This window comes from Rhizobium sp. LjRoot258 (genome assembly GCF_964254185.1).
Lineage (GTDB): Bacteria > Pseudomonadota > Alphaproteobacteria > Rhizobiales > Rhizobiaceae > Rhizobium.
In genome coordinates this window covers 1,173,789-1,186,371 of record NZ_CAXUST020000001.1, presented here as the reverse complement: position 1 = coordinate 1,186,371, position 12,583 = coordinate 1,173,789, and the positions used below count along the sequence as shown (strand labels likewise).

Sequence of the window (12,583 nt, the reverse complement as noted above, 5' to 3'; positions counted from 1 at the left end):
AAGCCGCTCTGAAAGAATAGCCTTATTTCAACCAAGCTGCGATGCGCTCGACGGCTTCAACGATCTCGGCCTCGGAGCCGGCGTAGGACATGCGCATCGACCGGTTGCCTTCCAGCGGATCGAAATCCAGACCCGGCGTCGCGGCGACGTTGATCTCGGCCAGCATCCGCTTGGCGAACGCCATGCTGTCATTGGTGAAGCGCGTGACGTCGACATAGGCATAGAACGCGCCATCCATCGGCGATGCAATGGACAGCCCGATTTGCGGCAGACGCTTCAGGAGAAACTCGCGGTTGGCCGCGTAGCTCGCCTTGTAGACATCGAGTTCCGCAGTCGCGCCGAGCGCTGCCGTCGCTGCGATCTGCGACAGTTCGGGTGGCGAGATGTAGAGGCTTTGGGCGACACGCTCGATGGGGCGCACGAGCCGCTCTGGTAGCACCATCCAGCCGATGCGCCAGCCGGTCATGCAATAATATTTGGAGAAGGAGTTGATGACGATCGCCTCGTCGGTCAATTCCAGTGCGCTGGTCTCTTCGCCGGCAAAAGTCAGCCCGTGATAGATTTCGTCTGAAATGAACGCGATCGAATTGGCCACACAATAGTCGGCCAACGCCGTCAGCCCCTGGCGGCCGGTCACAGTGCCTGTTGGGTTGGCAGGGCTCGCCAGCAGGACACCCTTCAGCCTGACGTTGTTTGCCGTTTGCGCAGCCTCAAGGCTCTCGGGCGTCAACGTGAAATGCGTGTCGGCAGTGACTGGCACCTCGATCACCCTGAGCCCAAGCGCGCCGAGGATGTTGCGATAGGCAGGATAGCCCGGCCGTGCGATGGCGACCGCGTCACCGGCATCAAACAGCGAGAGAAAGGCAAGGTTGAAACCGGCGGAGGAGCCGGTGGTTATCGCGACGCGCGCAGGATCGATTTCCAGCCCATGCCGGTCGCGATAGTGCCAGGCCAGCGCATGCTTCAGCCTCGTCGTGCCGAGCGCGTCCGTATAGCCGATCTTGCCCTCGACGAGTGCGGCCTGCGCAGCCTCCAGAGCGGCGCGTGGTGCCGGATGGGAGGGCTGTCCGACAGCCATGGAAATGACCGGGTAACCGCTCGCTCGCCGCTTCGTCGCTTCGGCCAGAACATCCATGGCATGAAAGGGCTCGACTTCGCTGCGTTGGGATATGGAAAACACGATCGCTTCTCTCTAACTTTGCTTGCCGCCAGACAATTGCCGCAATAATCGGATCATCACAATCCCGCGATTGAACAGCGGATACGAAAATACCTGTTTGAAGGCGCCCGGACGCACCTTAATTTGGCGGCATCGGAGTGCCGCCGTTAACCGGGCAGTGTTATCCGGCCGCTAGAACGACGCATACGAACTGCTGATAACGAGGATATAATGGCCATACTTCCGAAAATCTTCACCGCGCTGGCGCTGACTGCCTCGGTGGCAACGGCCTACCCGGCGGCAGCGCTCGATGAGGCGCAGAAGAAGGAGTTCGGCGAGTTCATCAAGCAGTATCTGATCGAAAACCCGGAGATCATGCTGGATGTTCAGGATGCCCTGCAGAAGAAGCAGGAGAAGGCGCGCCTCGTCAAAGCCAACGCGGTGATCGCTGACAACAAGTCGACGATCTTCGATTCGAAGTACGACGTGACGATCGGCAATCCGAAGGGCGACATCACGATCGTCGAATTCTTCGACTACAATTGCGGCTATTGCCGCCACGCACTTTCCGACATGCAGACCATGCTCGAAAAGGACAAGAACGTCCGCTTCGTGCTCAAGGAATTTCCCATCCTCGGCCCGGAATCGGTTGCCGCGCACAAGGTCTCCGATGCATTCCGCAAGCTGTCGCCGGAAAAGTATAGCGAGTTTCATGTCGCGCTTCTCAGCAGTGACGGCCGCGCCGACGAAGCGAGTGCAATTGAAGTCGCCGCGTCACTTGGCGTCAGCGAAAAGCAAATCCGTGACGAGATGGCCAAGAGCTCCAGCGATGCCTCCGTGAAGGAAACCTATCAACTTGCCCAGAGCCTCGGCATCACAGGCACGCCGTCCTACGTGATTGGCAACGAACTGGTTCAGGGCGCAGTCGGTTTCGATGACCTCGAAGCCAAGGTCAAGAACATGCGCGCCTGCGGCAAGACGAGTTGTTGAGACAGCGCCCATCAAATCGCCAAAATCGAAGCGTTTCAGCCATGTGGACAAATGTGGCGCGATTCCGCCTGCCTCTTCCAAAGGGCTTTCATTAGGTCCGTTGGGAGTCTATAGGTTGCCGTCTCGCACTTGATGGAACACTCGATGACGCAAACGATATTCGTCCTGAACGGGCCCAACCTGAACATGCTCGGCAAAAGAGAGCCGGGCATCTATGGCGGCAAGACGCTTCAGGATATCGAGGCAGATTGCAAGGCAGCAGGGCGGGAACTCGGCTTCGATATCGATTTTCGCCAGAGCAATCACGAAGGTACGCTCGTCGACTGGTTCCATGAAGCGAACGACAAAGCCGTCGGTGTCGCGATTAATGCAGGCGCCTACACGCATACGTCGGTCGCGCTCCATGACGCAATTCGCGCTATTTCCATTCCGGTAATAGAGCTCCATATTTCCAACGTCCACGCGCGGGAAGAATTCCGCCACAAGTCGATGATTGCGCCAGCGGTGAAAGGCGTCATCTGCGGCTTCGGGCCTCACAGCTATATTCTGGCGCTGCATGCGCTGAAGAATCTCACGGCATAAGAAGAACACAGGGCAAACACTCATGGCTGAGAAGAAAAACGGTATCGACCAGGCGCTGATCCGCGACCTCGCGAACATCCTCAACGATACGGATCTGACGGAAATCGAAGTCGAGCAGGACGATCTGCGAATTCGCGTTTCGCGCGCCGGCAACATCCAGTACGTCCAGGCTCCAATCGCTGCGCCCGCATTTGCCGCGGCGCCGGTCGCTGCAGCTCCAGCCGCAGCAGCGCCTGTGGCCCCCGCGCGCAACCCTGCCAACACCGTCAGCGCCCCGATGGTCGGCACGGCCTACATGGCTCCGGCTCCGGGCGCGCGTCCCTTCATCGAACTCGGCGCCACGGTCAAGGAAGGCCAGACGCTGATCATCATCGAAGCGATGAAGACCATGAACCAGATCCCTTCGCCGAAGTCCGGCAAGATCACAGAAATCCTCGTCGAGGACGGAAGCCCCGTCGAATACGGCCAAGCCCTCGTCGTCATCGAATAAGGCGAGCGTCATGGTCTCGAAAATCCTCATCGCCAATCGCGGGGAAATCGCGCTTCGCGTGCTGCGCGCATGCAAGGAGCTCGGCATTCCCTGCGTCGTGGTTCACTCGACCGCTGACGCCGATGCCATGCATGTGCGCCTGGCCGACGAAAGCGTCTGCATCGGCCCTCCGCCGTCGCGCGAAAGCTATCTGAACATCCATCAGATCGTCGCCGCCTGCGAGATCACCGGCGCCGACGCGGTGCATCCGGGCTACGGTTTCCTCTCCGAAAACGCCAAGTTTGCAGAAATCCTGGAAGCGCACGGCATCACCTTCATCGGCCCCACGGCGGAACACATCCGCCTCATGGGCGACAAGATCACCGCCAAGACGACCGCCCAGGAACTCGGCATCCCCGTCGTTCCGGGCTCCAATGGCGAGGTGAAGACCGAGGAAGACGCGCTGCGGACTGCCGCCGAAATCGGCTATCCGGTGCTGATCAAGGCAACCGCCGGTGGCGGCGGCCGCGGCATGAAGGTTGCCAAGTCCGAGGTCGACCTGATCGAAGCCTGGTCGACGGCCCGCACCGAAGCGGCAGCCGCTTTCGGCAACGACGCCGTCTACATGGAAAAGTACCTCGGCAAGCCGCGCCACATTGAAATCCAGGTGTTCGGCGACGGCGAAGGCAATGCGATCCATCTCGGCGAACGCGATTGCTCGCTACAGCGCCGCCACCAGAAGGTCTGGGAAGAAGCCAATTCCCCTGCATTGAATGTCGAGCAGCGCATGAAGATCGGCGAAGTCTGCGCCGATGCCATGCGCAAGCTGAAGTATCGCGGCGCCGGCACGATCGAGTTCCTGTACGAGAACGGCGAGTTCTATTTCATCGAAATGAACACCCGTCTGCAGGTTGAGCATCCGATCACTGAGGCAATCACCGGTATCGACCTGGTTCACGAGCAGATCCGCGTCGCCTCCGGCGGAGGACTCTCCGTCAAGCAGGAAGAGATCAACTTCCACGGCCATGCCATCGAGTGCCGCATCAACGCCGAGGACGCACGCACCTTCGTACCCTCTCCCGGCACGATCACGCACTTCCATGCGCCGGGTGGCCTTGGCGTTCGCGTCGATAGCGGCGCCTATCAGGGCTACAAGATCCCACCATACTACGACAGCCTCATCGGCAAACTCATCGTGTTCGGCCGCACGCGCGTCGAATGCATGATGCGTCTGCGCCGCGCGCTCGACGAGTTCGTCGTCGACGGTATCAAGACGACGCTGCCGTTGTTCCAGGATCTGGTCGATAACCAGGACATCGCCAACGGCGATTACGACATCCATTGGCTGGAAAACTATCTGGCCAAGAAACCGGCGTAACAACGAATGGCAGGATCGCGCAGGAAGTCTCCAGGCATTACACCGGAAATTCTCCTGCGCGCCTATTCTATCGGCCTTTTTCCTATGGCCGAGTCGGCGGACGACCCGGAAATATTCTGGGTCGAGCCCGATCTTCGCGGCGTCCTGCCGCTCGACGAATTCCACGTTTCGAAAAGTCTCGCCAAGACGATCCGACGCAGGCCGTTCGACATCCGCTTCAACCACGATTTCGATGCGGTAATCGCAGCCTGTGCAGCAGAGACCAGGGACAGGCCGAGCACCTGGATCAATCAGACGATCAGGACGCTTTATTCGACGCTGCATCGCATCGGCCATGCGCACTCGGTCGAGGCCTGGGACGGCGACGAACTTGTCGGCGGACTATATGGAGTGTCGTTGGGCTCGGCGTTCTTCGGCGAAAGCATGTTCTCCCGCCGGACGGACGCTTCGAAGATCTGCCTCGTTCATCTCGTGGAACGGCTGCGGGCCAAGGGTTTTACCCTGCTCGACACACAGTTTACGACCGAACACCTAAAGACTTTCGGAGCCATAGATGTTCCGAAGGACGAGTATACCCACAGGCTGGCGGCGGCGATGGCTTCACCAAATCTTGAATTCTGAGAATTACTTGGCCGCTTTTTCCGGAGCGGGAACGTCCGAGTTCTGCTTGCAATCCTTCAACCAGACGTCGTAGATCGGGTGCTCGACGGCATTGAGGCCGGGGCTGTCAGCGAACATCCAGCCAGTGAAGATACGGCGGATCTTGCGGTCGAGCGTGATCTCGTCCACTTCAACGAAGCCATCGATCTTCTGCGCTTCGGTCTGATCGCGGGAATAGCAGGCCTTCGGCGTGACCTGCAGCGCGCCGAACTGCACAGTCTCATTGACATAGACATCGAAGGTCGTGATGCGGCCGGTGATCTTGTCGAGGCCGGAGAATACGGCGACGGAGTTCTCGATGCGGGCAGCCGAGGCCGCCTGCGGCAGAAAGGACGAGCCAAGCGCCAGGGAGAGTCCGACGGCACGCAGGAGATTTTTCCGCATGGAAAGCTTCATATCTACCCGTCTCCACAGCATCTTAAAATCGAAGGCCGCAATCGCTGCGGCCATTCTGCGGGTAATGGTCAATTGTGGCCAAAAGCGGGGCCGGCAGCCCTGCTCAGTTGCCAGGTGTCCACGCGTCGTAGTCGCCCGTAACCCGCGGACGTTCGCCAGGAACGACCAGTGAGCCCGGCGGGCGATAAGCCTGCGGCGAACCGGTCGGGTTTGCGCGATGCGGCTTCTGCCATTCCTTGGCGACATAGTTTTCCTGGCTCGGGGGAACGTTCGTGCGGTGATGCATCCAGCCGTGCCAGCCCGGCGGAATTGCGGAGGCTTCGGCATAGCCCTTGTAGATTACCCAACGCTTCGGAAGGCCGTAGGACGACATGCCGCCTTCGTAGTAGACGTTGCCCAATTCGTCTTCACCGACGCGCTTGCCGAAACGCCAGGTCGCAAAGCGCGTACCGATCGTCTGACCGTTCCACCAGGTGAAGATTTGCACGAGGAGATTCTTCATGTCTTTTCCTTGAGCTAGCCGAGCGGCGAGCGGGACCAGAATTTGATCCCTCGCTTATGCCGCCAGCGATACGCATTGTCCAGTGATTCCGGCGCCACACCGGCTCATTTCAGCGCCATCTTGAAGCCGAGGTGCGACTGTTTGAAGCCGAGCCGCGTGTAGAAACGGTGCGCATCCGTGCGGCTCGCATTCGATGCCAGTTGCACGAGGCGCAGGTCGCGACGTTTTGCCTCCGCGATGGCAAACTCGATCATCTGGGCGCCGATGCCCTGTCCACGCATGTCACCGCGCGTCTGCACCGCCTCGATGATCATCGATGACGAGCCGCGACCGACCAGCGACGTCACGATCATCGTCTGGAAGGTGCCGACGACCTTCCCGTCACGCTCGGCCACGTAGAGTGTCTGGTCGCGCGATGTGGCGAGCCGCTCGAAAGCCCTGAGATAATCGCCGAAGACCTCGGGCGCAGTCGTGTCCCCGTGACCGCCGAGTTCATCGCCAGCAAAGATGGCGACGAGTGCCGCCACGTCGGCGCTGCGCGCCTCGCGAATGATGGTTTGGCTCATGCTCATACTGGGGCTAGTGCTGTTCGAGAGGTTTTTCCAGGATCAGCGTCGGTATGCCGGATTGCCCGGGCCCGTCGTTTTCATTGCGGCCGACATCTTCGAAGCCGTGGGCATGGTAAAAGGCGATCGCCGTCTTGTTCCGCGGTTCGACCTCGAGGCGCATGATTTCGGCATCGGGAAAGCAGGTTTCCAACTCGGCAAAGATCTCACGCCCGATCCCCTGGCGATGCAGCGGCGGGCGGACATAGAGCAGATGCAGCATGACGGTCTTCGTCATCTCATCCGACATGGCGGCATAACCGATGCCGCCGATATCCTTGCCGTTATCGGCAACGAGGAACTCGGCATTCTTTTTCGCCAGCCGCGCCTGCAGCGCCGCTGGCGAAAACAGATGCGCAATGAGTTCGTTCACCTTCGCTTCGCCATAGAGGCCAGCATAGGTCGCGCGAAAGCCCTCATCCAGCAAGGTGCGCATCTTGCTTAGATCACCCTCGCTGGCGGTGCGCACGAAATACACGGTCTTACTCCTCAATGCCGAGCTTCGCCTTCACGAGAGCCTGGACGGCCTGCGGATTTGCCTTGCCGCCGGTCGCCTTCATGACCTGACCGACGAACCAGCCGGCAAGTGTCGGCTTGGCCTGGACCTTTGCGACCTGATCCGGGTTGGCAGCGATAATCTCGTCGACAGCCCGTTCAATCGCGCCGGTGTCGGTCACCTGCTTCATGCCGCGGGTTTCGACGATCTCGGCGGGATCGCCGCCCTCGTTCAGCACGATTTCGAACAGGTCCTTCGCGATCTTTCCGGAAATAGTCTCCGCCTTGATGAGGTCAATGATCGCACCAAGCTGAGCCGGCGAAACGGAGGTCTCCTCGATGCTTTTGCCGGTGCGGTTCAAGGCGCCGAGCAGGTCGTTGATGACCCAGTTGGCGGCTGCCTTGCCGTCGCGGCCTTCGGCCACGGCTTCGAAATAGTCGGCGATCGCCTTTTCCGAGACCAGGACGGAAGCGTCATAGATCGAGAGACCGAGTTCGCGCACAAAGCGCTCCTTCTTGTCGTCGGGCAGTTCCGGCAGATCGCCTTCGAGCGCCTTGACGAAGGCATCGTCGAATTCGAGCGGCAGCAGATCCGGATCGGGGAAGTAGCGGTAATCGTGTGCATCTTCTTTGGAGCGCATCGAGCGCGTCTCACCCTTGTTCGGGTCGAAGAGGCGGGTTTCCTGATCGATCGTACCGCCGTCCTCCAGAATACCGATCTGGCGGCGGGCTTCGTATTCGATCGCCTGGCCGATGAAGCGGATGGAGTTGACGTTCTTGATCTCGCAACGGGTGCCGAAGCCTTCGCCCGGGCGACGGACGGAGACGTTGACGTCGGCGCGCATGGAGCCCTCGTCCATGTTGCCGTCGCAGGTGCCGAGATAGCGGACGATCGAACGCAGCTTCGTCATGTAGGCCTTGGCTTCATCCGACGAGCGCATATCAGGCTTGGAGACAATCTCCATCAGCGCGACGCCCGAGCGATTGAGATCGACATAGGACATGGTGGCATGCTGGTCGTGCAGCGACTTGCCGGCGTCCTGCTCCAGATGCAGGCGCTCGATGCCGATCTCGATATCCTCGAACTGGCCCTGCCGATCCGGGCCGAGCGAGATGGTGATCTTGCCCTCGCCGACGATCGGATCCTTGAACTGCGAAATCTGATAGCCCTGGGGCAGGTCGGGATAGAAATAGTTCTTGCGGTCGAAGAGTGAGCGCTTGTTGATCTGCGCCTTCAGGCCAAGACCTGTGCGGACAGCTTGCTTGACGCATTCCTCGTTAATGACGGGCAGCATGCCGGGCATAGCCGCGTCGACGAGCGAGACGTTGGAATTCTGCGGCTTGCCGAACTCCGTCGCCGCGCCCGAGAACAGCTTCGAATTCGACAGCACCTGTGCATGGACTTCCATGCCGATGATGACTTCCCAATCGCCGGTGGCGCCGGGAATGAAGCGTTTCGGATCAGGCGTGCGAACGTCGACAATGGTCATTGAGATGCTCTTTTTCAGGCTGTTCTTTTCAACTGGTGAGGTAACGGAAATGACCTGCCGGTGCAAGGCTTTCGGCTGTGCTGTAGCAGCAAGCCAGCTAGTTTGCGCCATGTTAACGCAATGTCGCTAGGGTGGCACAGATGACGGCAACTGCTATTCTCAAGATCATCGGGCTCTTCCTGGCACTGAATGCCTTCGTGTTCTCGATCTATTTCCTCGACAAGCAGGCTGCTCGCGATCATCGGCGCCGGATCAGCGAGAAAACCTTGCTGACGCTCGCCTTCGTCGGTGGCAGCTTGGGCGCGGTTTGCGCGCAAAGGCTCCTACGTCACAAGACGCAGAAAGAACCGTTCCGATCGATCCTTAGGGCCATCGTCATGTTTCATATGGTGGCCGCGCTTCTTTTATCGGGCGCCCTCGGCTACGTCGCGCTGGATGGCCCGCTGCTAGACTAAGACTAGGCCGTATGTGCCGTCGTCCGTGGACTCCAAAGTCTTTGACAAACCGACTGACGGAACATCACGATCGAGCTTGGGATTGTAGGCAATCGATAGCCAATGAATTGCGTATCCACGCTTCTGGAAGAAGCTGATCGCTTCGGAGTTCGCCGAGTGCGTCTGCATCATCGCCGTATCGAAGCCCTGCGCCGCGATATCCCTCTCGAGGTCCTGCAAAAGTGCGGTTCCAAGACCATGACCGGTGAAGGCAGGATCGATCCAGAAATCTGAAATTTTCTCATCGAGCATCTCGCGCGCGGCCCATCCTGCCGCATGTCCGTTCCATTCGATGACGGTGACGGTGATCCAGCTACCCGCAACGAAATTGAAGAACGCGCTTCGTGCAGCATCCACCATGGCGTCCGCTTCGCCGATGGACGCCATTGCCTTCTGCCAGGCTCTTACTCCGATCTCGCTCAAGAGATCCGCTTCGCCCTCGCGGGCATTGCGAATGTGGATCAACAGTACCTCCGCGTTTGCACCGAAGTAAAACACCGAATCACCGCGTTATCAAAGCCTTGCGTTTCAAGCGCGAGGGTGAAAACAACATCCCCAATGGGTTGTAAAACTTGACGAGATTGCGATCAGCGGATATGACGGCCTCATGTTGAACTCGTCTTCTCAGACCCGGTAGAGGCCCCTGCCCGCAGGTTTTCCTTGCGCGCACGGGCCCGAAAAAACGAAGCCCTGACGTCCGCTCGGACGCCAGATCGTTTTTGCGCGCCTCCTCGAGGCGCTACGACCGGATCAACATTCCATGGATATTTCACGCACGGAGCAGCGCATCCTGCACCTATTGGCCCAAGGTGGCCGTATTGAAATCGAACGCGACGACAACAGAAAAATCGAGGCAGCAAAGTGCTTCACGCGCGACGGTTGGGTCTATCCCGGCTTCGGGCTCGAGCTCTTTCGCAAGCTGAAGCAGAAGAAGGCCATCAAATCGTCAGGTGGCAAGCCCTATCGCATCACCGAACGGGGATTGGTTCTGGTGCGAGCGGAACAGGACAATAGGTAGCTTTCTGGCATTCGGCCGCGCGTCACCTCGGCGCGCGGCTTTTTTCAAAATTGAGCGGCAAACTCGGCCTTCATCACCGCCCATTCCTCGGCCACCGTGCCGCCTCCGCGGCGCTTTCCCGCTCGACGGTACCAGTAGTCGGCATTCCAGTCGTCGCCTTCGATACGATGGCAAAGGGCGTGGCCCCAGTCGAAAGGCGCCTCGCCCTCATGCGCCTGGCAGATTTCATGCACGGCCTGCCACTCCGCACCCACTGTGAAACCTGCCGCCGCGAGGCAGTCGATCGCTTCGATCATGGCCGCAAGATTCTGTTTGGACATAGGCCTCCTCCCGAAATTGCGCCCTTAGCCGAGACGCTTCTCCAGATGCGCCTTTTCGAGCGGAATGCCGAGTTGCGCATCGAACCTCTCACCGCGCCATACGATCGAGAAGCCGGCCCGCTCGTAAAGTCGGATGGCGCCGCCATTGGTAGCGCGGGTGTGGATTTTTGCAACCCTGAAGCCATCAGCGGCAATGCGTTCAACGAAATAGCGAACCAGGGCGGAACCGATGCCACGGCCCTGGCAGGCGGGATCGATCCAGATGTCAGAAATGGAATCGGGCTCGTTTTCCCGGGCGCCCCAGCCGACCACCCGGCTCCCAAGTTCGGCAATGGCGACGTCACCTTTCGCCTCTGCCGGGTAGTCGAAGAAAGCCTTGCGAGCAGCCTCGATCACGACGGGATCGTCGAAACCGGCTTCCCCTGCAGCGCTGGATTTCCACGCGGCAAAGCCAATCTCGCCGACCCCTTGATGATCGGCCCCTGCCATCATCCTAATTGCGAGTCCACTTACCACCACTTTCCGGGCGTGAACCTACCCGCAGCCTGCTCGATCACATGCGCTGTCTTGAACAATGTCTCTTCGTCGAACGGCTTGCCGATCAGCTGCAAGCCGAGCGGGAGGCCTTTGTGGTCAAGTCCGGCCGGAACGGCAATGCCCGGCAGCCCCGCCATGTTGACCGTGACCGTGAAGATGTCGTTCAGGTACATCTTGACCGGATCGGAGGCGAGATTTTCGTCGGCGACGCCGAAGGCGGACGACGGTGTCGCGGGCGTCAGGATCGCATCGACACCGGCATTGAAGGCCAGTTCGAAGTCGCGCTTGATCAGCGTGCGAACCTTCTGGGCCTTGATGTAGTAAGCGTCGTAGTAACCGGCCGAGAGAACATAGGTGCCGATCATGATGCGGCGCTTGACTTCCTTGCCGAAGCCGGCGGCGCGCGTCTTCTCATACATGTCGACAATGTCCTTGCCATCGACGCGCAGGCCGTAGCGGACGCCGTCATAGCGGGCGAGGTTCGACGAAGCTTCGGCGGGAGCAACGATATAATAGGCCGGCAGCGCATACTTGGTGTGCGGCAGCGAGATGTTGACGATCTCGGCGCCTGCGTCCTTCAGCCAGGCAATGCCCTGCTGCCACAAGGTTTCGATTTCCTCCGGCATGCCGTCGACGCGATATTCGTTTGGAATGCCGATCTTCATGCCCTTCAGCGACTGGCCAAGCGCGGCTTCATAGTCCGGAACCGGGAGGTCGACGGAGGTCGTGTCCTTGGAATCGACTGACGCCATCGACCTCAGCAGGATTGCGGCGTCGCGCACGTCGCGGGCAATCGGACCAGCCTGGTCGAGCGACGAGGCGAAAGCCACCGTGCCCCAGCGCGAGCAGCGGCCATACGTCGGCTTGATGCCGACCGTTCCGGTGAAGGCAGCCGGCTGGCGGATCGAGCCGCCCGTATCGGTCGCCGTCGCGCCGGCGCAGAGGTGGGCCGCAACAGCCGCTGCGGAGCCGCCGGAGGAGCCGCCCGGTACCAGCTGCTGGTTGGAGCCAGCCGAGCGCCAGGGGTTGATGACCGCGCCGTAGTAGGAGGTTTCGTTGGAAGAGCCCATCGCGAACTCGTCCATGTTGAGCTTGCCGAGCATCACGGCGCCGTCGTCCCACAGGTTCTGGGTGACGGTCGACTCGTAGTGCGGCTTGAAACCGTCGAGGATGTGGCTGCAGGCCTGCGTATGAATGCCTTCGGTGGCGAACAGATCCTTGATGCCGAGCGGGATGCCCTCGAGCGCGCCACCCTTGCCGCCGGCGAGACGTGCGTCAGAGGCTTCCGCCATCTGCAACGCCTTCTCGGGCGTGACCTTAATATAGGCATTGAGCTTGTCGTTGGCCGCCTCGATTGCCGAGATGTAGGCCTCGGTCAGTTCAGTCGCTTTGATCTCCTTGGCGCGCAGCTTCGTACGGGCTTCGGCAATGGTCAGGCTGGTGAGTTCGCTCATGGTGTTTCGCTTCAAATCTGGATTGGCAACGGAG

17 protein-coding genes are annotated in these 12,583 nt (G+C 59.9%); 7 read left to right on the top strand and 10 right to left on the bottom strand.

Annotation, left to right across the window (positions count from 1 at the left end; genetic code table 11):
• Positions 1-22 precede the first annotated feature (22 nt).
• On the bottom strand, positions 23-1,180 hold the full coding sequence (locus tag ACSQ9D_RS05910) for a pyridoxal phosphate-dependent aminotransferase (RefSeq protein WP_436281491.1): 1,158 nt from the start codon (positions 1,178-1,180) through the stop codon (positions 23-25).
• Positions 1,181-1,390: 210 nt separating this feature from the next.
• Between ACSQ9D_RS05910 and ACSQ9D_RS05905 the strand changes: the two genes are divergently transcribed.
• From ACSQ9D_RS05905 to aat, 5 genes are all read left to right on the top strand, one after another.
• Positions 1,391-2,149: a DsbA family protein gene (locus ACSQ9D_RS05905; RefSeq protein WP_436281490.1), complete on the top strand. Its 759-nt coding sequence runs from the start codon at positions 1,391-1,393 to the stop codon at positions 2,147-2,149.
• A gap of 144 nt (positions 2,150-2,293) precedes the next feature.
• Positions 2,294-2,731, top strand: a complete 438-nt coding sequence (aroQ, locus tag ACSQ9D_RS05900; RefSeq protein ID WP_037117527.1) for a type II 3-dehydroquinate dehydratase — start codon at positions 2,294-2,296, stop codon at positions 2,729-2,731.
• A gap of 22 nt (positions 2,732-2,753) precedes the next feature.
• Positions 2,754-3,221 carry an acetyl-CoA carboxylase biotin carboxyl carrier protein gene (gene accB, locus ACSQ9D_RS05895; RefSeq protein ID WP_436281489.1) on the top strand — a complete coding sequence of 156 codons (468 nt, stop codon included), beginning with the start codon at positions 2,754-2,756 and terminating at the stop codon, positions 3,219-3,221.
• Between the two features lie 10 nt (positions 3,222-3,231).
• Positions 3,232-4,578 (top strand): acetyl-CoA carboxylase biotin carboxylase subunit, encoded by a 1,347-nt coding sequence (gene accC, locus ACSQ9D_RS05890; RefSeq protein ID WP_436281488.1) that lies wholly within the window; start codon positions 3,232-3,234, stop codon positions 4,576-4,578.
• Between the two features lie 6 nt (positions 4,579-4,584).
• Positions 4,585-5,199: a leucyl/phenylalanyl-tRNA--protein transferase gene (gene aat, locus ACSQ9D_RS05885; protein ID WP_436281487.1), complete on the top strand. Its 615-nt coding sequence runs from the start codon at positions 4,585-4,587 to the stop codon at positions 5,197-5,199.
• A 3-nt stretch (positions 5,200-5,202) separates the two neighbouring features.
• Here the strand turns inward: aat and ACSQ9D_RS05880 are convergent, their stop codons facing one another.
• The 5 genes from ACSQ9D_RS05880 to gatB all read right to left on the bottom strand — a co-directional run bounded on the left by ACSQ9D_RS05880 (position 5,203) and on the right by gatB (position 8,726).
• The gene (locus ACSQ9D_RS05880) at positions 5,203-5,634 is read right to left on the bottom strand and encodes a DUF2155 domain-containing protein (RefSeq protein WP_436281486.1); all 432 of its coding nucleotides are present in this window, start codon (positions 5,632-5,634) and stop codon (positions 5,203-5,205) included.
• A 103-nt stretch (positions 5,635-5,737) separates the two neighbouring features.
• Positions 5,738-6,136: an NADH:ubiquinone oxidoreductase subunit NDUFA12 gene (locus tag ACSQ9D_RS05875; protein WP_007792741.1), complete on the bottom strand. Its 399-nt coding sequence runs from the start codon at positions 6,134-6,136 to the stop codon at positions 5,738-5,740.
• A gap of 104 nt (positions 6,137-6,240) precedes the next feature.
• Positions 6,241-6,702: a GNAT family N-acetyltransferase gene (locus tag ACSQ9D_RS05870; protein ID WP_436281485.1), complete on the bottom strand. Its 462-nt coding sequence runs from the start codon at positions 6,700-6,702 to the stop codon at positions 6,241-6,243.
• Between the two features lie 13 nt (positions 6,703-6,715).
• A complete protein-coding gene (locus ACSQ9D_RS05865; protein WP_037117519.1) occupies positions 6,716-7,219 on the bottom strand; it encodes a GNAT family N-acetyltransferase in 504 nt (167 codons plus the stop codon).
• Between the two features lie 4 nt (positions 7,220-7,223).
• Positions 7,224-8,726: an Asp-tRNA(Asn)/Glu-tRNA(Gln) amidotransferase subunit GatB gene (gene gatB / locus ACSQ9D_RS05860; RefSeq protein WP_037117517.1), complete on the bottom strand. Its 1,503-nt coding sequence runs from the start codon at positions 8,724-8,726 to the stop codon at positions 7,224-7,226.
• Positions 8,727-8,866: 140 nt separating this feature from the next.
• On the opposite strand from gatB, the gene ACSQ9D_RS05855 reads away from it, so the two are divergent.
• Positions 8,867-9,181 (top strand): DUF1294 domain-containing protein, encoded by a 315-nt coding sequence (locus ACSQ9D_RS05855; protein ID WP_436281484.1) that lies wholly within the window; start codon positions 8,867-8,869, stop codon positions 9,179-9,181.
• Here ACSQ9D_RS05855 and ACSQ9D_RS05850 read toward each other — a convergent pair.
• Positions 9,173-9,685 carry an N-acetyltransferase family protein gene (locus tag ACSQ9D_RS05850; protein WP_436281483.1) on the bottom strand — a complete coding sequence of 171 codons (513 nt, stop codon included), beginning with the start codon at positions 9,683-9,685 and terminating at the stop codon, positions 9,173-9,175. The two genes, ACSQ9D_RS05855 and ACSQ9D_RS05850, sit on opposite strands and share 9 nt — an antisense overlap.
• Positions 9,686-9,980: 295 nt before the next feature.
• On the opposite strand from ACSQ9D_RS05850, the gene ACSQ9D_RS05845 reads away from it, so the two are divergent.
• The gene (locus ACSQ9D_RS05845) at positions 9,981-10,238 is read left to right on the top strand and encodes a YjhX family toxin (protein WP_436281482.1); all 258 of its coding nucleotides are present in this window, start codon (positions 9,981-9,983) and stop codon (positions 10,236-10,238) included.
• A gap of 44 nt (positions 10,239-10,282) precedes the next feature.
• Here ACSQ9D_RS05845 and ACSQ9D_RS05840 read toward each other — a convergent pair whose 3' ends face one another.
• The 3 genes from ACSQ9D_RS05840 to gatA are packed head-to-tail and all read right to left on the bottom strand — an operon-like array spanning position 10,283 to position 12,549.
• A complete protein-coding gene (locus tag ACSQ9D_RS05840) occupies positions 10,283-10,558 on the bottom strand; it encodes a hypothetical protein (protein WP_436281481.1) in 276 nt (91 codons plus the stop codon).
• A 24-nt stretch (positions 10,559-10,582) separates the two neighbouring features.
• Positions 10,583-11,050, bottom strand: coding sequence for an N-acetyltransferase family protein (locus ACSQ9D_RS05835; protein ID WP_436281480.1), 468 nt, complete (start codon positions 11,048-11,050; stop codon positions 10,583-10,585).
• A 17-nt stretch (positions 11,051-11,067) separates the two neighbouring features.
• Positions 11,068-12,549: an Asp-tRNA(Asn)/Glu-tRNA(Gln) amidotransferase subunit GatA gene (gatA, locus tag ACSQ9D_RS05830; protein ID WP_436281479.1), complete on the bottom strand. Its 1,482-nt coding sequence runs from the start codon at positions 12,547-12,549 to the stop codon at positions 11,068-11,070.
• Positions 12,550-12,583: the final 34 nt, after the last annotated feature.